This window comes from Mesorhizobium sp. B4-1-3, from assembly GCF_006439355.1.
Taxonomy (GTDB): Bacteria; Pseudomonadota; Alphaproteobacteria; order Rhizobiales; family Rhizobiaceae; genus Mesorhizobium.
The window spans coordinates 116,551-136,628 of record NZ_VFTG01000005.1 but is presented as its reverse complement, the minus strand read 5'-3'; the positions used below and the strand labels follow the sequence as shown (position 1 = coordinate 136,628).

At 63.6% G+C, this 20,078-nt stretch carries 17 protein-coding genes and 1 pseudogene; 11 read left to right on the top strand and 7 right to left on the bottom strand.

Features of this window, described 5'->3' with window-relative positions; translation table 11 throughout:
* Positions 1–100: 100 nt before the first annotated feature.
* The 4 genes from FJW06_RS09460 to FJW06_RS09445 all read left to right on the top strand — a co-directional run bounded on the left by FJW06_RS09460 (position 101) and on the right by FJW06_RS09445 (position 4,221).
* Entirely contained in the window at positions 101–1,240 is a 1,140-nt protein-coding gene (locus FJW06_RS09460; RefSeq protein WP_140750886.1) for an aminotransferase class V-fold PLP-dependent enzyme, read from the top strand.
* Positions 1,241–1,321: 81 nt separating this feature from the next.
* Positions 1,322–2,107 carry an ABC transporter substrate-binding protein gene (locus FJW06_RS09455; protein WP_140750884.1) on the top strand — a complete coding sequence of 262 codons (786 nt, stop codon included), beginning with the start codon at positions 1,322–1,324 and terminating at the stop codon, positions 2,105–2,107.
* A gap of 105 nt (positions 2,108–2,212) precedes the next feature.
* Complete coding sequence (locus FJW06_RS09450; RefSeq protein WP_140750882.1) at positions 2,213–2,887, top strand: amino acid ABC transporter permease; 675 nt, start codon at positions 2,213–2,215, stop codon at positions 2,885–2,887.
* 38 nt (positions 2,888–2,925) lie between these two features.
* Positions 2,926–4,221, top strand: coding sequence for a cysteine desulfurase-like protein (locus FJW06_RS09445; RefSeq protein WP_140750880.1), 1,296 nt, complete (start codon positions 2,926–2,928; stop codon positions 4,219–4,221).
* Positions 4,222–4,429: 208 nt separating this feature from the next.
* Here the strand turns inward: FJW06_RS09445 and FJW06_RS09440 are convergent, their stop codons facing one another.
* Genes FJW06_RS09440 through FJW06_RS09420 form a run of 5 tightly spaced genes read right to left on the bottom strand, consistent with a single transcriptional unit; the run spans position 4,430 to position 9,668 of the window.
* On the bottom strand, positions 4,430–5,254 hold the full coding sequence (locus FJW06_RS09440; RefSeq protein ID WP_140750878.1) for a dipeptide ABC transporter ATP-binding protein: 825 nt from the start codon (positions 5,252–5,254) through the stop codon (positions 4,430–4,432).
* On the bottom strand, positions 5,251–6,102 hold the full coding sequence (locus FJW06_RS09435; RefSeq protein ID WP_140750876.1) for an ABC transporter ATP-binding protein: 852 nt from the start codon (positions 6,100–6,102) through the stop codon (positions 5,251–5,253). Before FJW06_RS09435 ends, FJW06_RS09440 begins: the two co-directional genes overlap by 4 nt.
* Positions 6,102–6,986, bottom strand: coding sequence for an ABC transporter permease subunit (locus tag FJW06_RS09430; protein ID WP_246674572.1), 885 nt, complete (start codon positions 6,984–6,986; stop codon positions 6,102–6,104). Before FJW06_RS09430 ends, FJW06_RS09435 begins: the two co-directional genes overlap by 1 nt.
* A gap of 24 nt (positions 6,987–7,010) precedes the next feature.
* The gene (locus FJW06_RS09425; RefSeq protein ID WP_040986058.1) at positions 7,011–8,018 is read right to left on the bottom strand and encodes an ABC transporter permease subunit; all 1,008 of its coding nucleotides are present in this window, start codon (positions 8,016–8,018) and stop codon (positions 7,011–7,013) included.
* Between the two features lie 51 nt (positions 8,019–8,069).
* On the bottom strand, positions 8,070–9,668 hold the full coding sequence (locus FJW06_RS09420) for an ABC transporter substrate-binding protein (RefSeq protein WP_140750873.1): 1,599 nt from the start codon (positions 9,666–9,668) through the stop codon (positions 8,070–8,072).
* 457 nt (positions 9,669–10,125) lie between these two features.
* Between FJW06_RS09420 and FJW06_RS09415 the strand changes: the two genes are divergently transcribed.
* From FJW06_RS09415 to FJW06_RS09390, 6 genes and pseudogenes are all read left to right on the top strand, one after another.
* Positions 10,126–12,084, top strand: coding sequence for a long-chain fatty acid--CoA ligase (locus FJW06_RS09415; protein ID WP_140750871.1), 1,959 nt, complete (start codon positions 10,126–10,128; stop codon positions 12,082–12,084).
* 71 nt (positions 12,085–12,155) lie between these two features.
* Positions 12,156–12,794, top strand: coding sequence for a 50S ribosomal protein L11 methyltransferase (locus tag FJW06_RS09410; protein WP_140751150.1), 639 nt, complete (start codon positions 12,156–12,158; stop codon positions 12,792–12,794).
* 148 nt (positions 12,795–12,942) lie between these two features.
* Positions 12,943–13,820: pseudogene (locus FJW06_RS09405) on the top strand (alpha/beta hydrolase).
* Between the two features lie 39 nt (positions 13,821–13,859).
* Positions 13,860–14,186: a hypothetical protein gene (locus tag FJW06_RS09400; RefSeq protein ID WP_040993861.1), complete on the top strand. Its 327-nt coding sequence runs from the start codon at positions 13,860–13,862 to the stop codon at positions 14,184–14,186.
* Positions 14,187–14,196: 10 nt separating this feature from the next.
* Complete coding sequence (locus FJW06_RS09395) at positions 14,197–15,093, top strand: EamA family transporter (protein ID WP_140750870.1); 897 nt, start codon at positions 14,197–14,199, stop codon at positions 15,091–15,093.
* 12 nt (positions 15,094–15,105) lie between these two features.
* Positions 15,106–15,660 (top strand): ABATE domain-containing protein, encoded by a 555-nt coding sequence (locus FJW06_RS09390; protein ID WP_140750868.1) that lies wholly within the window; start codon positions 15,106–15,108, stop codon positions 15,658–15,660.
* 26 nt (positions 15,661–15,686) lie between these two features.
* Here FJW06_RS09390 and FJW06_RS09385 read toward each other — a convergent pair whose 3' ends face one another.
* Positions 15,687–16,412 (bottom strand): HAD family hydrolase, encoded by a 726-nt coding sequence (locus tag FJW06_RS09385; RefSeq protein WP_140750866.1) that lies wholly within the window; start codon positions 16,410–16,412, stop codon positions 15,687–15,689.
* Positions 16,413–16,417: 5 nt separating this feature from the next.
* Positions 16,418–18,061: a glucose-6-phosphate isomerase gene (gene pgi, locus FJW06_RS09380; RefSeq protein ID WP_140750864.1), complete on the bottom strand. Its 1,644-nt coding sequence runs from the start codon at positions 18,059–18,061 to the stop codon at positions 16,418–16,420.
* A 413-nt stretch (positions 18,062–18,474) separates the two neighbouring features.
* Between pgi and FJW06_RS09375 the strand changes: the two genes are divergently transcribed.
* Entirely contained in the window at positions 18,475–19,968 is a 1,494-nt protein-coding gene (locus FJW06_RS09375) for a PLP-dependent aminotransferase family protein (protein WP_140750862.1), read from the top strand.
* Positions 19,969–20,078: the final 110 nt, after the last annotated feature.

The following is a 20,078-nucleotide window of genomic DNA, read 5'->3' as shown; positions in this document are numbered from 1 at the left end:
ATCACCCTTTTTGACCACTCCTGCGGGCTTTCTTTAGCCTTAAAGGATTGATCCCCGCTCGGTTTTGTGATCACATGATCACAGGGAGCGAGACAGCAAAATGTCCGGCTATTTTCTCTATCATTCGATCGGCACTTTCCCCGGCAAGGCCGAGGCGATGGCTGCCGCGCTGGCGGAGTTTTCCGGTATCTGGTCGGCGGAGGACGACGGGCAGTGGCCGGCCGCGCTGGCCGCACGACAGCGCTTCATTGACGTCTGGGCACGGCTGATCGAAGCGCCGAAGGGTACACTGACCACGGCCGAGAATGTCACTGCCGCGCTCTACAGCCTGATCGGCGGCCTGCCGGCGGAGCGCCTGGCGGGAAAACGCCTGCTGGTTGCCGGCGACTGTTTTCCGAGCCTGCATTTCCTGCTTGCGGGGCTGGCCGAGCGTTTCGGCTTCACGCTCGACACCGTGCCGCTGCGGCCGGGCGAAAGCTGGGTGCGCGACGAGGATTTCATCGCCCGCTGGCAAGACGATGTCGGACTCGCGCTCATCACCTTCGTGACCTCGACGGCCTCGCATCGCTGCGATGTCGAGCGGCTCGCCGCGCATGGCCGCGCGATGGGCAGCATTGTCGGCGTCGATGTCACGCAAGGCATCGGCGTGGCGCCATTTTCCGTTGCCGCGACACCGGTCGATTTCGTCGTCTCGACCTCGCTGAAATGGCTGTGCGGTTCCTCCGGCGCCGGGATATTGCAAGTCGCGCCGGAGCTGCTGGCGAGGTGCCGGCCGGAACTGCGCGGCTGGTTCAGCCAGCCGAATCCGTTCTCCTGGGATCTCGATGCCTTTACCTATGCCGACGATGCGCGCCGCTTCGACCATGGCACGCCGGCTATCCTGGCCAGCGTCGCCTCGCTGCCTGGGCTGGAATGGGTGGAAAAAACCGGCATCGATGTCATCCGCGCACAGAATGCGGTGCTCGTCGAGCGCATCATCGGCGCGGCGCTCGACAATGGCTGGACGCTTCGTTCGCCGCTCGACGCCGGCGAACGCGGCGGCAGCGTGATGCTCGGCCTGCCGCAAGGCGTCGAGGCGGGGAAGATCATCGCTTCGCTGCGCAACGAGCGGCTCTACTGCGACGCGCGCGGCACGACGCTCAGGCTGTCGCCCGGCATGGTCACTACCGAAGCGGCGATCGATGCGCTGATCGCCAGACTCCAGGACCATATCGGTTCGCGGCATCGCCGCGCATCCTGATTGCAGGCACCGCCTCGCCTGCGGCGCCTGGGAGTTGGCGCCGGAAGGGGCGGACGTGGAACCGAACCAGAGGGAAGCACAATGTTGAAACGTCTAGGACTGATTGGGGTGGTGATTGCCGCGGGCGTCGCCTTCGCGGCGCCCGCCTTTGCCGACAAGATCATGGTGGGCGCCTATCCGGCCAATCCGCCATGGGAGTACAAGACCGATTCCGGCGGCTTCGAGGGTTTTGAGATCGACGTCGCCAACGACATCGCCAAGCGTATCGGCGCCGATGTCGAGTTCCAGGACCTCGGCTTCCAGGCGCTGTTCGCGGCGACCGCTTCCGGCCGCATCGACTTCGCCGTGTCCTCGATCTCGGTCACCAAGGAGCGGCTGCAGAACCAGGGCTTCACGCAGCCCTATTACGACAGCGACGGCACGATCGTCGGCAAGGCAGATTCCACCATCAAGTCGCTCGACGACCTCAAGGGCAAGACCATCGGCGTCATCGCCGGCTCGACCGGCGAGGCCTATATGAAGGAAAACGCCGCCAAGCTCGGTGTCGCCGAGACCAAGAGCTACAACGCCCAGCAGGATCTACTGCTCGACGTGCAGAACGGGCGCATCGACGGCGGCGCCGGCGAGCTCGCCGGTTTCCTGTTCGCCATTAAGCAGATGCCGGCGCTGAAGATCCTGGTGCGGATTCCCACCGGCGAGCGCTTCGCGATGATGACCAAAAAGGGCCATCCGCTGCTCGAGAAGGTGAACGACGCGATCACCGCCATGAAGAAGGACGGCACCATGGTCGCGATCCACAAGAAGTGGTTCGGCGTCGATCCGGAAGCCGGCACCAGCACCGTGACGCCGGGTCCTATCCCGCAATAGGCCGGCGAAATACCGCCGCGGGAGCGCCGGCCAGACCAGCGCTCCCGCTTCCACCCTTCAGGCCCGCGAAGGCGGTGGGCTTGGCATTGCCTTCATGGTGAGCCGATGGAACTGATCGACACCTTCTTCAACTGGGGTATCCTTGTCCGATCCTTTCCGATCCTGATCCGCGGACTGGGAAACACCATCCTGCTTGGCCTGGCGGCCATCGTGTTCGGCACCATTGCCGGCCTGGCAATCTGCCTGGTGCGGCTCTACGCGCCGAAGCCGTTGAGGCGCCTGGCGACGCTCTATATCGACATCTTCCGCGCGCTGCCGATCCTGGTGGTGCTGATCTTGATTTATTACGCCCTGCCCTTCGTCGGCATCCGCCTGTCGTCCTTCGTGTCGGCGGCGCTTGCACTATCGCTGGTGCTTGCCGCCTTCACCGCGGAAGTGTGCCGCGCCGGCATCCAGAACATTCCGAAGGGCCAGTTCGAGGCCGCGGCGGCACTCGGCCTCCCCTTCTGGGTCGCCATGCGCAAGGTGGTGCTGCCGCAGGCGATCCGCGTCGTCATCCCGCCGCTGACCAGCAATTGCGTTTCGGTGTTCAAGGACACCGCGCTCGCTTCGGTGGTGGCGATGCCGGACCTCTTGAAGCAGGCGACCGATGCGCAGGCGCTGATGGCCAACCCGACGCCGCTGATCGGCGCCGCGATCATCTACCTTGCCTTCCTGTGGCCGCTGGTGCGGCTGGTCGGCTACCTCGAAGAGCGCGGCAAAGCCCAGTCCGCGCACTGATCCCTCACTTGAAATCGATGACCTGAAGGAGACGCATCGTGAACCAGCACCATGTTTCAAAAGCGCAGGCGGGCGCCGCCTCGTTCCCGGTCGAAAAGATCCGCGCCATGTTCCCGGCGCTCAACCAAGCCGGCGACTTCATCTTCATGGACAATGCGGCCGGCGCGCAGATCCCGCAAAGCGTCCTCGACGCGGTGACCAACCATCTGGTGGGACACAATGTGCAGCGCGGCGGCCGCTATGGCCGCAGCGTGACGGTCGACCAGTCGGTCGCAGAAGCCCGGACAAGCGTCGCGCTCTTGATCAACGCCTACAACCCCTCCGAAATCTGCTTCGGCATGAACGCCACCTCGTTCATCCGCCTTGTCAGTCTCGGCATCGGCCAGATGCTTGCCAAAGATGGAGATGGGGGGCGCGATGAGATCATCGTCACCGACATGGACCACGACGCCAACATCGCCACCTGGCTGGCGCTGGAGCAGGCCGGCGCCCAATTCAAATGGTGGCGCATGCGCGAGGACGGCAATCTGCATGTCGACGACCTCAAGCCGCTTGTCTCGGAGCGCACCCGGCTCGTCGCCTGCACGGTGACGGCGCATTCGATCGGCTCGATCGTCGACGTCGCCTCGGTGGCCAGGATCGCGCACGAATCCGGCGCCGAAGTGTTCCTCGATTGCGTGCATTACGGGCCGCATGGACTGATCGACGTGCAGGCCTGGGACTGCGATTATCTCGTCTGCTCCGGCTACAAGAACTTCTCGCCGCATATGGGCTTTCTGTGGGGCCGCTTCGAAACGCTGAAGCGGTTGCCGACCTTCCGCGAGGACTTCATCCCCGACGAGCCGCCCTACAAGGTCGAGGCCGGCACCTTCATCTACGAGAACGTCTCCGGCATGGACGCGGCAGTGCGCTACCTGGAATCCGTCGGCCGGAACTTCTTGCCCGAAAACAACTGCTCGCGCCGCGACAACATCGTCGCCGGCATGAATGCCATCCGCGACTACGAGCTGGTGCTGGCGCGCGAGATGATGAAGGTGCTGAAAGATTGCGGAGCCACCATCTACGGCGTCGCCGACGAGGCTCGCATAAACGAGCGCGTGCCGACCTTCTGCTTCAACAACGGCAAGCTCTCGCCGCAAAGGATCGTCGAGGAGATGGCGGCGATGCAGATCGGCATCCGCGACGGCCATATGTACGCGCCGCGGCTGATGAAGCGACTCGACCTTTCGATGGACAGCGGCGCGATCCGCGCCTCGCTGGTGCACTACAATACGGTGGAGGAAGTGCACAAATTCGGCGACGCGCTGCGGGCGATCATCGCCAAGCTGTCGTGATCCCGACCACCTCTGCGTCGTCATCCACGGGGGAAGCAAGGAGCAAAGCGAGTCGGCGCAGACCCGAGGATCCATTCCGTGACATGAGAGCGCCGCTCACGGTGCAGAATTCTACTCCGCTGCATTCTTCGGCTGAGGTACAGGCATGGATTCTAGGGTCTTCGCGCCGCTTCGCTGCGCTCCGCCCTAAAATGACGAAGCTGGAGCCCTAAGCCGCCTTCTTCGCCAGCCTCGCCTTGATGCTGGCGATGTCGGCGCGCGGCGTCGCGGCGAACAGCGTCTTGGTGTAGGCGTGCTTGGGATCGGAGAAGACCTCGTCGCGCGAGCCGTATTCGACCGCTTCGCCGAAATACATCACCATCACGTCGTCGGCGATGTAGCGCACCACCGAGAGGTCGTGGCTGATGAAGACATAGGTGAGCTGGAATTCGTCCTGCAGGTCGGCGAGCAGGTTCAGCACCTGCGCCTGTACGGAAAGGTCGAGCGCCGAGACCGGCTCGTCCAGCACCAGGAGGCTCGGGTTCAGCATCAGCGCGCGGGCAATGGCGATGCGCTGGCGCTGGCCGCCCGAGAACATATGCGGATAGCGGTTGTAGTGCTCGGGCCCGAGGCCGACCTTCTTCAGCATCTTCATTGCCAGGTCGCGGCGCTCTTCGGCCGGCCTGTCGGTGTTGATGAGCAGCGGCTCGCCCAGCACATCGCCGATCTTCTGGCGCGGATTGAGCGAGCCATAAGGGTTCTGGAAGACGATCTGCACCTTGCGGCGCATTTCCTTGGTGAGGCCGTCCCTGGCAATATCGACCTTGTTGCCGTCGATGAAGAGCTCGCCCGAGGTGGCCGGATCGATGAGCGTGATGATGCGGGCGAGCGTGGACTTGCCGCAGCCCGATTCGCCGACGATCGCCAGCGTCTTGCCCTTCTCGACGCTGAAGGACACGCCCTTCACCGCATGCACGGTGCGCGCGCCGCGGAACAGGCCGCCGCCGACATGATAGTCGCGCTTGATGTCCTTGCCTTCGACGACCTTGGTCATGCGCCGGCTCCTGAAGGTGCGGCCTCGAACAGCATGTCCGTGACGGTCGGCAGCCGGTCGCCCACGGCATTTTCCGGCAGCGCGGAAAGCAGCGCGCGCGTGTAATTGCTCTTCGGGCTTTCAAACAGCGACAGCACGTCGGCCTCTTCCATCTTGCGGCCCTTGTACTGGACGATGACGCGGTCGGCGGTTTCGGCCACCACGCCCATATTGTGGGTGATCATGATCAGGCCCATGCCGTATTTGGCCTGCAGCGAGACCAAGAGATCGAGGATCTGCTTCTGGATGGTGACGTCCAGTGCGGTGGTCGGCTCGTCGGCGATCAGAAGCTTCGGATTGCAGGCGATCGCCATCGCGATCATGACGCGCTGGCACTGGCCGCCCGACATCTGGTGCGGGAAGGAATTGAGCCTGTCCGCCGGATCGGGAATACCGACCTGGTTGAAAAGCTCGATGGCGCGCGCTCGGCGCTGGGCCTTGTCCATGCCCATATGGAAACGCAGCACTTCCTCGATCTGGAACCCCACGGTAAAGCAGGGATTGAGGCTGGCGATGGGCTCCTGGAAGATCATGGCCATGTCCTTGCCGATGATCTTGCGGCGGTCGGCCGGGCTGATCTTCAAAAGGTCGCGGCCGTTGAAGGTCATGCGGTCGGCGGTGACGGCGGCCGTCCACGGCAGCAAGCCCATCACGGCCAGCATCGACACCGACTTGCCGGAGCCGGATTCGCCGACGATGGCGAGCACCTCGCGCTCGTCGACATGGAGCGATACGCCGTCGACGGCGCGGAACGGACCCGACGCGGTCTGGAACTCGACGACGAGGTTCTGGATGTCGAGCAACGCCATCACGACCTCCTGAGCTTGGGATCGAGGGCGTCGCGCAGGCCGTCACCGATCAGGTTGATGGCAAGCACGGTGATGAGGATAGCGAGACCCGGGAAGGTCACCACCCACCAGGCGCGCAGGATGAATTCACGCGCCGAGGCAAGCATCGTTCCCCATTCCGGCGTCGGCGGCTGGGCGCCGAGGCCGAGGAAGCCGAGTGCGGCGGCTTCCAGAATGGCGTTGGAGAAGGACAGCGTGCCCTGGACGATGAGCGGCGCCAGGCAGTTGGGGAGGATGGTGGCGAGCATTAGCCTGAGATGTCCGGCGCCGGCGACTTTCGCCGCCACGACATATTCGCGGCTCTTCTCGGCCATCACGGCGGCGCGCACCAGGCGGGCGAAATGCGGCTGCAACACAAGCGCGATAGCGAGCATCGCGTTGAACAGGCCGGGGCCGAGGATGGTGACCAGAACCAGCGCCAAGAGCAGCGACGGGAAGGCTAAGATCAGGTCCATGATGCGCATGATCGCGACGTCGACCCAGCCGCGGAAATAGCCTGCCAAAAGGCCGAGCGTGATGCCGCCGGTGAGCGCCAGCGTGACGACGACCGCGCCGATCAGCAGCGAGAAGCGCGCGCCGTAGAGCAGGCGCGAGAGGATGTCGCGGCCGACCGGGTCGGTGCCCAGCAGATATTGCGTCGAGCCGCCCTCCTGCCAGGCCGGCGGTCTGAGGAACGCGGCCTTGTCCTGGATGTCAGGTGCATAGGGCGCAAGCAGCGGCGCGAAAAGTGCCGCGAGCACCAAAAGGATGAAGACGACCAGGCCGATGACGGCGCCGCGGTTCACCGAGAAATAGTGCCAGAAGGTCTTGAGGCCGGTGAGACGATCCGGGCTGCCGGCGGCCATCGGGGCGATTTCGGTCTGGGTCATTTATGCCGCCCTGATGCGCGGGTTGATGACGGCATAGAGCACATCGACGATGAGGTTGACCGCCATGACGATGAGCGCGATCAAAAGCAGACCCGACTGCACGACGACATAGTCGCGCTTGAAGATGGAATCGACCATCCATTTGCCGATGCCCGGCCAGGCGAAGATGGTCTCGGTGAGGATGGCGCCGGCAAGCAGCGTGCCGACCTGCAGGCCGATGGTGGTGACGACCGGGATCAGCGCGTTGCGCAGCGCATGCACGCCGATAACGCGCGCCGCGGAAAGGCCCTTGGCGCGCGCGGTGCGGACATAGTCCTCGCCCAGCACCTCGAGCATGGCCGAGCGCGTCTGGCGCGCGATCACCGCCAGCGGAATGGTGCCGAGCACGATCGACGGCAGCACAAGGTGGCTGAGCGCGGAGCGGAAGGCATCCCATTTGCCATAGAGCAGGCTGTCGATGGTCATGAAGCCGGTGATCGGCTTGAAGAAGAACTGCAGGCCGATGCGGCCCGACACCGGCGTCCAGCCGAGATAGCCGGAAAAGAAGATGATGAGCAGCAGGCCCCACCAGAAGATCGGCATCGAATAGCCGACAAGGGCGGTGCCCATCAGCGACTGGTCGAACCATGAGCCGCGCTTGACGGCGGCGAAGATGCCGGCCGGAATGCCGATGACCATGGCGAAGACCATGGCGAAGAAGGACAGTTCCAGCGTCGCCGGGAAGAGCGTCTTGAACTCCTCGAGAACCGGGCGCTTGGACGAGATGGAAACGCCGAAATCGCCGGTGGCGACCTCACCGACATAGCGGGCATATTGCTGCCAGATCGGCAGATTGTAGCCGAACTGTTCCTTGAGCTCTTCGTAGCGGGCGGGAGCGACGCCATGCTCGCCTGCCATGGCGAGGATCGGATCGCCGGGCAGCAGTCGGACAAAGGCAAAGGCGCAGATCGTGATACCGACCAGGGTCGGGATCAGAAGGGCAATTTTGTTGAGAAGATATCGGAGCATCGTCAAGTCGAAACGGGGCGGCGCGAATTCGCGCCGCCCCGTTCGCAAATATTACTCGGCCTTGTCAACACCGTCGAAACGGTGAATGCCGAGCGGGTCCATCTTGAAGCCGGTGACGTTGTTGCGAACGACCGCGTAGACTTGGCTGTGGGCCAGCAGGAAAGCGGGCGCTTCCTTCGCGAAGATCACCTGCGCCTGCTCATAGAGCTTGGTGCGCTCGGCCTGGTCGCTGGTCTTCTTGGCCTTCTGGATCAGGTCCTCGAAATCCTTGTCGCACCAGCTCGAATAGTTCGAGACGCCGATGGCGGAGCAGGCGAAGAGGGTGGCGAAGAAATTGTCCGGATCGCCATTGTCGCCGGTCCAGCCGACCTGGAAGGCGCCGGGGCGGTCCTTCTTCTTGCCTTCCTCGCGGTACTTCGTCCACTCGTAGTTGACGATGTTCGCCTTGACGCCGACCTTGGCCCAGTCGGCCTGGATCAGCTCGGCGGCGCGCTGGAAGTTGGGATTGTAGGGACGGGCGCGGTCCGAGGCCCAGAGCTGGATCTCCTTCAGCCCGGCAGCCTCGAGCACCTTCTTGGCCGCTTCCGGATTGTACGCGTCGGTCTTCACATCCTTGTTCCACGACCACATGGTCGGCGGGATCAGGTTTTCGGCCGGCGTGGCGCCGGCATCCTGGAACAGCGACTTGATCAGCGCCTCCCGGTCGATAGCCTGGTTGAGCGCATGGCGCACTTCCGGCTTGTCGAGCGGCGGGATCGTGGTGTTGTAGCTCATATAGCCGATGTTCAGGCCGGCCTGATCCATCAGGGTCACGTCCTTGTTGGCCTTGATGGTCGCGATGTCGGCCGGGTTGGGATAGACCGTCACGTCGCACTCGCCGGCCAGCACCTTCTGGATGCGGGCGGTCGCGTCAGGCGTGATGGCGAAGACCAGATCGTCGATCTTTTCCTTGCCCTTGAAGTAGTCGGGGTTGGCCGCATAGCGGATGACCGAATCCAGCTGGTAGTCGACGAACTGGAACGGACCGGTGCCGACCGGCTTGGTCGAGAAGTCGGCCATCTTGCCTTCCTTCTGGAGTTGGTCGGCATATTCCTTCGACACGATCGAAGCGAAATCCATGCCGAGATTGGCCAGCATCGGCGCGTTCGGCTCGGTCAGCGTCAGCTTGACAGTGAGGTCGTCGACCTTCTCCCACTTGGCGACATATTTCGGCATGTCCATGCCGGTGTAATAGTCCCAGGTGAGGTTCGGCAGATACTTGTCGCCGTTCCACGGGTTCTGCTTGTTGAACTGGCGATCGAAGGAGAAGACGACGTCATCGGCGTTGAGGTCGCGCGTCGGCTTGAAATAGTCGGTGGTCTGGAACTTCACGCCCGGATGCAGATGGAAAGTATAGACCAGGCCATCGTCGGAAATTTCCCATTTGTCGGCAAGACCAGGCTCGAGCTCGGTGCCACCGTGCTTGAATTCGACCAGTCGCGAATAGACGGTGCGCGAAGACGCGTCGAAGTCGTTACCGCCGGTCGTCGTACCGGGATCGAAATTGGCCGGCGACGCTTCCGAGCAATAAACGAGCGTCTTGGCACTGGCCATGCCGCTGAGGACGCTTGCAGCCAGCAACGCGGCTGCAAAAGCCATTGTCTTTTTCATTGAGCACTCCCTGATGTTCTCTCAAGCCCCTCTATCAGGCTCGCGAAGGGCGCATATAAGCACCGTTTCTACGCCTTTGGAACACCTCGTGTGCATCCCCCATGGGAAGCAGGAAAAGAATCTAGCCTTTGCTCAAATTGCAGCAAAAACGAGCAATTTATTCTGCTCACGACATTGTTAACGATGGCATTTTTTTATTGATCAGCCGCCTTTCGAAATGGCGATGCGAGGCATGCTTGCCCAGGATCGCCCGCGCCCAGCCACGATGCGGGAGGCGATCGAAGCACGGGATTTCGACGGCAAATCTTTCCCCGCATTGCCGCTGGGGCAAGGCTTGCACGGTCGCGGATAGAGGCAATACATAGACGATGGGCGGGATTTCCCGGAAAATCCGAACCGGCGTGGAGGACGCTTCTTTCGGAGGCGGCGCCGGACAAGAGGCGACAGGGAGAGACAGGTGGCAAAAGCAGCCAAGACGACAGCTCCGGCGAAAGCAAAGGCCAAGGCCGCCGCCGAAAGCGATGCGCCCAAGGCTGTGAAGGCGGCCGCCGCGCCGAAGGCGAAGACGGCCGCCAAGGAAGCGCCTGCCAAGACAGCCGCAAAACCGGCAGCGGCAAAGACCAAGGCCGCGGCCGCCAAAAAGGACAAGCCGGCAACCGCAAAAGCGGAGGCCGCCAAGCCGACCGCTCCGCCTGCCCCTAAGGGTCTGCCGAAGGCGATCACCGAGCTCACCGCCGGCCTGCCGGAAAAGCCGTGGCTGAAAAGCTATCCCAAGAACATGCCGGCCGAGATCGGCGCCCTGCCCTACAAGTCCATCGGCGAGTTTCTCATCGGCGCCTGCAAGCAATTCGCCGGGCAGCCAGCCTTCGTGTGCATGGGCAAGTCGATCAGCTATGCTGAGCTCGAGCGGCTGTCGGCCGCGTTCGGCGCCTATCTGCAGGCGAGAGGCCTGGAGAAAGGCGCGCGCGTGGCGCTGATGATGCCGAACGTGCTGCAATATCCGGTGGCGATGATGGGCATACTGCGCGCCGGCTACACGGTGGTGAACGTCAACCCGCTCTACACGCCGCGCGAACTGGAACACCAGTTGAAGGATTCCGGCGCGCAGGCCATCGTCATTCTGGAGAACTTCGCCGGCACGCTGCAGGCGGTGATCGCCAGGACGCCCGTCAAGCATGTCATCGTCGCCGCCATGGGCGACATGCTGGGCGGCCTCAAGGGCGCCATCGTCAACCTCGTCGTGCGGCGGGTGAAGAAGATGGTTCCGGCATGGTCGCTGCCCGGCCATGTCAAGTTCAACGCCGTGCTCAAGACCGGCGCGACCATCGCCTTCAAGCCGCCCACGGTCTCCGGTGACGACATCGCCTTCCTGCAATATACGGGCGGCACCACCGGCGTCTCGAAGGGCGCTGTGCTGCTGCATCGCAACGTCCTTTCGAACGTCGCGCAGAACTCGCTGTGGGTGGAGGACGCCTATACGGTGAAGCCGAAGCCCGCGCATCTCAACTTCATCTGCGCGCTGCCACTCTATCACATCTTCGCGCTGACGGTGAACGCGCTGATGGGCATGCAGCAGGGCGCGCAGAACGTGCTGATCCCCAACCCGCGCGATATCCCGGGCTTCGTCAAGGAACTGGCGAAATACCCGATGCACATCTTTCCGGGCCTCAACACGTTGTTCAACGCGCTGCTCAACAATGAGGAATTCCGCAAGCTGGACTTCAAGCCGCTGATCCTGACGCTGGGCGGCGGCATGGCTGTGCAGAAGGGCGTCGCCGAACGCTGGAAGGCGCTGACCGGCTGCCCGGTGAGCGAAGGCTACGGGCTGTCCGAAACCTCGCCGGTGGCGACCGCCAACAAGTTCAGCTCGGCCGACTTCACCGGCACGATCGGCCTGCCGCTGCCTTCGACGGAAATCGCCATCCGCGACGATGACGGCAACAACGTGCCGCTCGGTGAAGTCGGCGAGATCTGCATCAAGGGACCGCAGGTGATGGTCGGCTATTGGAACCGGCCCGACGAGACCGCCAAGGCGATGACCGAGGACGGCTTCTTCAAGTCCGGCGACATGGGCTTCATGGACGAGCGCGGCTACACCAAGATCGTCGACCGCAAGAAGGACATGATCCTGGTTTCCGGCTTCAACGTCTATCCGAACGAACTGGAGGAGGTCGTCGCGCATCATCCCGGCGTGCTCGAAGTGGCGGCGATCGGCGTGCCGGACGAGCATTCGGGCGAGGTGCCGAAGCTGTTCGTCGTCAAGAAGGATCCGGCGCTCACTATCGAAGCCCTGATGGCTTACTGTCGCGAGAACCTGACCGGCTACAAGCGGCCGCGATATATCGAGTTCCGCACCGAGCTGCCGAAGACCCCGGTCGGCAAGATCCTGCGGCGCGCACTGCGGGACCAGGCTTGAGCGATCATTCCGCCGGCTTGGGGCGAGAGCGGACGAAGGCGCTCGATCCGGCGGACTTCATCAAGGCGAACATGCGGCTGGCGCCGGTGCCATCAGTGCCGGAGGTCCGGCTTTATCAGGCGCATCCCGGCAGCGGCCTGCGGCGGCTGCTCGAACCGGACAACGATAGCGACGGAAGCCGGCCTGAGCCGCAGCCGCCCTACTGGGCTTATGCCTGGGCTGGCGGCGCCGTGCTGGCGCGCTATGTCCTGGAGAGGGCGTCGATCGTCGCCGGCAAGCGGGTGCTCGACCTCGGCGCCGGCTCGGGACTGGTCGGGATCGCGGCGGCCAAAGCCGGGGCGCGCGCGGTGATCGCGGCGGAGATCGACCGCAACGGCGTGGTGGCGCTCCGTCTCAACGCGCAAGCCAACGGCGTCGCCATCCAAATCCGTGACGAGGACCTCACCGCCGGTGCGCCGCCGGCGGTCGACCTGGTGCTCGCGGGCGACGTCTTTTACGCGCAGGATGTCGGACAGCGGATGATGCCGTTCCTTGACCGCTGCCTCGCCGCCGGCATCGACGTGCTGGTCGGCGATCCGGGTCGCGCCTGGCTGCCGAGGCCGCGGCTTTGCCCGCTCGGCGAATATCATGTGCCGGACGTCGGCGGAAACGGCGGCAGCGAGCCTAAGCCCAGCGCGGTGTTTGCCCTCGTTCCGATAAAGGGTTGCTAAGAAGTCCGGCAATCGCCGCTCGCCTGACATCCGGCGCCACGCATCATCCAGCGCTTCCATTCTTGGTTCCGCGAGCAAAGCTCGGAACAGGAACCATCTAAACCCGTTTTACCAGTTCTAGCGAATAGAACGAAGAGACGGAGCAGTCATGGATATCCACGACACACATCACCGTCGATCAAAGATCGGCGACCACACGATATTCCTGCGGGAAGCAGGACCGCTCGATGCTCCCGTCCTTCTTTTGCCGCATGGCTACCCGTGCTCGTCTTACAGTTCAGACGCCTGATGCCGGGGCTGGCCGATCGCTGGCGAACGGTAGCATTCGACTGGCCTGGATTCGGCTACAGCGACACACCGGACCCCGCCGAGTTCGACTATGATTTCAAGGCTTATGCCGGCGTTCTGGCTGACGTTGCCGATGCGCTGCATCTGGAGCGTTATGCGCTATGGCTCCATGATTATGGTTCTCAGATCGGCCTCCGTCACGCGATAGCGCATCCCGACAGGATCGCGGCGCTGATCATCCAGAACGGCGACATCTATGAGGACGTGCTCGGGCCGAAATACGACACGATCAAAGCCTGGTGGGCGGACAAATCGGTTGACAGGCATCGTCCGCTCGAGGAGGCGGTGAGCGAGCAGGGATTCCGCAAGGAGTTCATCGGCGAGGTCTCTGAGGAAGTCGCCAGCCGCGTCCCTCCCGATCTGTGGAAGCTGCATTGGCCGCTGATGAACACAGGTATCCGGAAGGCGGTGTCGGTACGGCTGATGGAAAAGCTCGAACAGAACATCGAATGGTTCCCGCGATACCAATTTTATCTGCGCGAGCACCGACCGCCGACGCTGATCGTGTGGGGACCGCAGGACGGCTACATGCCCGAGCAGTCGGCGCTCGCCTATCGGCGAGACCTCCCGGATGCGGAACTCCACATCCTCGACGATGCCGGGCATTGGCCGTTGGAAACACATTTCGAGGAAGCCCTGCAGCTGGTGCGCGACTTCCTCTCGCGAACGCTGCCGTAAACACGGCTCTCTGCGAATCAAAGACCCAAGGAGACAAACATGGCGACGAAACCAACCATCGCACGCATCTGGCGCGGTCGCACCCGTCGCGACGTCGCGAACAGCTACGAGCCTTATCTGAAGGCAGAAGGCATTCCTCCGCTTCAGCAGGTTGCGCTCGGCGTCCAGCTTTTTCGGGAGGACCGGGAAGAGGAGACCTGGTTCACGACCATCTCCTACTGGCCCGACATCGAGGCGATGACCGCCTTCACAAAGGGCGACCCGATCAAGGTCCATCATCTCGACCGCGACGCCGAATTTCTCATCGAACTGCCCGAGCGCATCGAGATCCACCGCATCCTCGTCGACGATCAGGATCTGCGCTGAGGTTGCCGTCATGAGCAATCTCACCCTGTTCGGCCTCATGGCGCTGATCTGGGGGCTGACCTGGGCGGCCGTCAAGATCGGCCTGGATGCGGGTGTTCCCCCGATCCTTTTGGCGGGGCTGCGCTATCTGCTGACTGCGGGAATCCTCGCATTTTGGACACAGGGAGCCTTTACGGCCTTCGCGGAAGGCCGGCCGATGCGAATCATCATATCGGCCCTGCTGACGAATGCCGGAACCTACGGACTGCTGTTCTGGGGCATGCAAACGGTCCCGTCCGGCCTATCCGGCTTGGTCAATCTCGCGCTGGTTCCGGTGCTTCTGTTTGGCTTGGCGGTCCTCCTCGGAGAAGAGCAACCCACCTGGCGCCACGGCCTGGCGCTGGCGCTCGGCTGCACAGGCCTCCTTGGCCTCTTCTGGACGCGTCTTGTCGAGCAGGAATCCGGAAACGGATTGGGGCTTGCCGCTATCGTAGGCGGCACGGCATGCTACTGCGCGGGGAGCGTTATTGCGCGGCCGCTGATCGGCCCGATCAGGCCCCTGACGCTCACCGCGATCCACGCCATTCTCGGCGGCGCGGCGCTGATCGTTATCTCGTTCTTTTTGGGCGAGGTTTCGGCGACGCTGCCAGAAAAAATCGACGTCGCTCCGGCTACGGCCAGCCTGTTGTTTCTTTCCCTCCTCGGAACCATCGTAGCCTACACGATCTATCTGCGCCTGCTTGAACAATGGGGCACTGCCCGCGCCGGGCTCTACGCCTTCATATCGCCCATCGTCGCCCTGGCCGTAGGCGTTTGGCTCTTCGGCGAAAAGGTCGGAGCGGCCGAGATTGGCGGCGCCGCGCTGTTGTTGGTAGCGGCAGGATTGGCGTTGTTTGGACACGACAGCACCGACCCAGCGAGGAAATGAAGGCCGTCGCCAATGTCGTTTCCCCATCGCATCGCGGGCAACCTGGCCCTTGACCTAGCGAACACGATCAGTCGGCGAGGCACGGACCGGGAAATTGACCACCTCGCGACGGCGGCGGACATCCTGGCATGGTCGAGGCAAACCGGCCTGATCGACAATGACTTCGCCCTGCCTTCGGCCGACCACAAGGCTGTGGTCAAAGACGTTCTCGCGCTTCGCCGCGCTGTAAGCGACGCCGGCTCCGCAATCGCTCACGGCGGCGAACCTCCCGCTGCCGCGCTCGACACCATCCGAAAATACGCAGCCGAGGCACTCAGAACCGCCGCGCTAGCCGGATTGCCGGTGTCGTTGCATTTTCGAGATCTCAACCGCATCACCGGGGCAATCGCGTGGTCGGCCCTCGATTTGCTTCGCGGCGACGAACTGTCGCGTCTCAAACAATGCCCGCCGCACGACTGCCGTTGGCTTTTCATAGATCGCACGAAAAACGGTTCGCGACGATGGTGTGAGATGAACAGCTGCGGCAATCGGGCCAAGAAGCAGTCGCATCGGAGAATGCCGGGTTGAGGCGTTTTTCTGAGACGGCGGCAGGTCTAACCGGCCGGCACGTTCACCCGCGTGGCAAGGAAATCCGGCAGGTCGGCGACGGACTCCAGAACGATGTCTGCCATCGGCGCCAGCGAGTCGCGCGTGCCGGTGCCGGAGAGCACGCCCACCGCCAGACCACAGCCGCCGGCGCGCGCCATTTCGAGATCGTGGCGATTGTCACCGACCATGGCGACCTCGCCGGGCTTCAACCCGGTCAGGTCGCAGAAAGCGACGACCGTGTCGGGCGCGGGCTTGGAATTGGCAACGGCGTCGTAGCCGAACGCCGCATCGAAGAGCTGCGCGATGCCGAGCGTGGCCAGCGTCTTCTCGGCGCCGCTCGTGGAATCGTTTGTGGCAACGCCCATCCGATAGGATCGATTATGCAAGGTCCGCAGCGAGTCAACAATTCCGGGCAGCGCCACCGCCATGGCCGACCCTTGCGCCGAGGTGATCTCGTTGAATCGGGAAACCGCACGCATCTGGTCCTCATCGGACAGACGCGGGAACCAGAGTTCGACGACGTCCATGTTCGAACCGGAGGCGAAGATCGAATCGGGCTTGAAGCGCTTGGTGACGAAGTCGAAGCCGGCCGCGGCAAGCAGCCGGTCGGCCTTCCAGCGGTCGCCCTCGGCGGCGTCCATCGCCATGAAGTCGGCTATGCCGAGCCAGGTTGCGTTGAAGTCGACAAGCGTGCCGTCCTTGTCGAACAATATTCCCCTGATATCCGCCAATCCGTTTACTCCGCACCACGCAATTGGTGGATATGAGCCACCAGTCCGGCAGTCGAGGCGTCGCGGTTTGCGGCAGTCTCCTTGCCTTCAACGACAGGCAGCAGGCCCGTCGCCAGTTCCTTGCCGAGTTCGACGCCCCATTGGTCGAAGGAATTGATGTTGAACAGCGTGCCCTCGACGAAGACGCGATGCTCATAGAGCGCGATTATGCGGCCCAATGTGCGCGGATCGAGCTTGCGGTAGAGGATGGTGAGCGACGGGCGGTTGCCGGAGAAGACCCGGTGCGGCGCGATCCTGTCGACATCGGCCGGCTTCATGCCCTTGGCCAGCATCTGCGCGCGCGCCTCTTCCAGCGTACGCCCCTTCATGAAGGCCTCCGACTGCGCCAGGCAGTTGGCGAGCAGGAGATCATGCTGATGCTTCAATTCGGGCTCGTGACCGACCGCGGCGGCGAGGAACTCGACTGGGATGAAGTCGGTGCCCTGGTGCAGGAGCTGGAAGAAGGCATGCTGGCCATTGGTGCCGGGCTCACCCCAGACCAGCGGGCCGGTCGGCGTGGCGGCGGCGAAGCCGTCCAGCGTGACGCTCTTGCCGTTCGATTCCATGTCGAGCTGCTGCAGGTAGGCCGGCAGGCGCGACAGGCGCTGGTCGTATGGGATGACGGCGCGGGCCGGGTATTTGCAGACGACGCGATGCCACCAGCCGATCAGCCCCAGAAGCACCGGAAGGTTCTTCTGCATGGGTGCCGAGCGGAAATGCTCGTCCATCTCATGCGCGCCGTCGAGGAAGGCACGGAAGTTGCGCGGGCCCACGGAAATCATCACCGGCAGGCCGATGGCGCTCCAGACCGAATAGCGCCCGCCGACCCAGTCCCAGAAGCCGAAGACGCGGTCCTGCTCGATGCCGAACTTCGCCACGAGGTCGAGCGCGGTCGAGACGGCGGCGAAATGCTTGCCGACCGCTTCCTTGCCCAGCGCCTTCTGCACCCAGTCGCGCGCGGTCTGCGCATTCGTCATCGTCTCGACCGTGGTGAAGGTCTTGGAGGCGACGATGAACAGGGTCGTTTCCGCGGACAGGCCCTTCAGCGTGTCATGGATATGCGCACCGTCGACATTGGAGACGTAGTGCGCGCGCGGCCCGTCATGGTAGGGGGCGAGCGCCAGCGTCACCATTGCCGGGCCGAGATCGGAGCCGCCGATGCCGATATTGACGATGTCGGTGATCTTCTTGCCGGTGGCACCCAGCGCCTCGCCGGATCGGATGGCGTCGGCGAAAGCGCCCATGGCGTCGAGCACGGCGATCACATCGGCCTTGGTGTCCTGGCCGTCGACGATCACGCTCTTGCCGGTCAGGTTGCGCAGCGCAGTGTGCAGCACGGCGCGGTTCTCGGTGATGTTGATCTTCTTGCCTTCGAACATCGCGGCGCGGCGCCCCGCGAGATCGGCCGCCCCCCCCAGCTTTTCCAACATCGTCATCGTATCTGTGTCGACGGCGCATTTCGACCAGTCGAGCAGAAGGTCGCCATCGGTGGCGGAAAATGTCTCGAAGCGCTTGGGATCGGCGGCGAAGGCCTCGCGCATCGAGCCCTTGGCCGCCGCGCGCTGGTCGCGCAAGGCGGCAAGTTGCTTGTCGAAGGATGACTGGTCCACTGGCGGGCTCCTGGCGGGTTTTAGACCATTTTAACAGGCCGGATGTTTCCGGCGCGTGTCGGCGCGTCATTCTATCGAGCCGAATTCCATTTCGTTCAAGCGCGGCTTTGCCGCACTGCATCACGCTTTGATGAGGGCGGTATCGGGCGGTGAAGGTGCGGGAATTTCGGCGCGACGACGCTGCGCGTTGCGGGCGACGATGCTGGCGCACAGCGCTGGGCGGGGCCCCAGTGGCGACGACGCTGCACGTCGCGCCTTAAACGCGCGGCGACGACGCTTCGCGTCGCGCCTGATAGATCACTGGCATAAATCCCAGCGATCAGAAAAATTGATTGGCGCAACCCCTTATGCCACCCATACACTCCACTGGTCCAGCCAAGTGAAAACAGCTGGCCCTCCGAGGAAGATTTCCCATGCCACAGCGCAATGACACGGCCATATGGTCCGGCCTGTTCCGGATTTCGGCTGAATCCGGCCAAACCCTCCAGGCGCAGATCCGCCAAGCGATCGTCGCGGCCATTCTCGACCGACAGATCGCCGCCTCGATGCCGCTGCCGTCGTGCCGAATTCTCGCGGAAAAACTTGGGGTTGCCCGCGGCACGGTGGTGCTCGCCTTCCAGCAGCTGGTCGACCAGGGCTTCCTGGTGGCGCGCGAGCGGCGCGGCCATTTCGTCAACCCTGACGTGCTGGCCACCCCCTCCAAGCCGCATCAGAAGGCGCCCGACCAGCAGAACGAGATCGACTGGAAGGCGCGCCGGCAGATCGCCGCAAGCGACATGCCGCCGCCGGCCAAGCACGACAACTGGATCAAGTCCTCCTATCCGTTCGTCTACGGCCAGTTCGATCCGGCGCTGTTCCCTACCGCCGAATGGCGCGAATGCAACCGCATGGCGCTGGCTGTGCTGGAGATCCGCAACTGGGCATCCGACATGGTGGACCGCGACGATCCGCTGCTGATCGAGCAGATCCAGGCCAGGCTCCTGCCGCGCCGCGGCATCTTCGCCAACCCGGACGAGATCATCGTGACGCTGGGCGCGCAGAACGCGCTCTACATGCTCGCCTCGCTGTTGATGACCAAGGGCTCGAAAGTGGCGATGGAGGATCCGGGCTACCCGGATGCGCGTTCGATCTTCCGGCTGGCCGGCGCCGACATCCAGCCGGTTCCGGTCGACCAGTCGGGCATCGTGACTTCGTCGATCCCCAGCGATTCCGGCTTCGTCTTCGTAACGCCGAGCCACCACTGCCCGACCATGGTGCCGCTGTCGGCGGAACGTCGGCAGGACCTTCTGGCGCGCGCCAACCGCAACAACCAGATCATCATCGAGGACGGCTATGACAGCCAGCTGCTCGATGAGGCGCCGCAGCAGGCGCTGAAGAGCCTCGACCGCTCCGGCCGCGTCATCTATGTCGGTTCGATGTCGAAGACGCTGGCTCCGGGCCTGAGGCTTGGCTACATCGTGGCTTCGGCGGGGCTGATCGCCGAGCTTCGCGCGCTGCGCCGCTTCATGCTGAGGCACCCGCCGGCGAACAACCAGCGCGCCGTCGCGCTGTTCCTGTCGCTCGGCCACCACGAGGCCCTGGTGCGCAGGCTTTCCGCCGCCTTCGACGAACGGCGCAAGCGTCTGGTCCATGCGATTTCCGCCTTCTTGCCAGAGTGGCGTTCGACCGACTCGGCGGGCGGCACATCGCTCTGGCTGGAAGGGCCGCGGGGCACTGATTCACGCGGCCTGGCGGAAGCGGCCGCTTCGCGCAGCGTCATCATCGAACCCGGCGACCGGTTCTTCGATCGCAGCGAAAAGCCCTCTCGTTTCATGCGCTTGGGCATCTCCTCGATCTCGCTGCAGCATATCGAGCCGGGCATCCGCGAACTCGCCACCGCCGCCGGCCGCAGGCCCGCGGCCGCCTGATCGCCACAGACGTCCTGAAAAGAGCCGGCGCAGTGCCGGCTCTTTTTCATTTGGGCGTATGCTTGCCGCTTTAGCACTCTGGCATATTCGACGGGATTGCTTGGCCCATA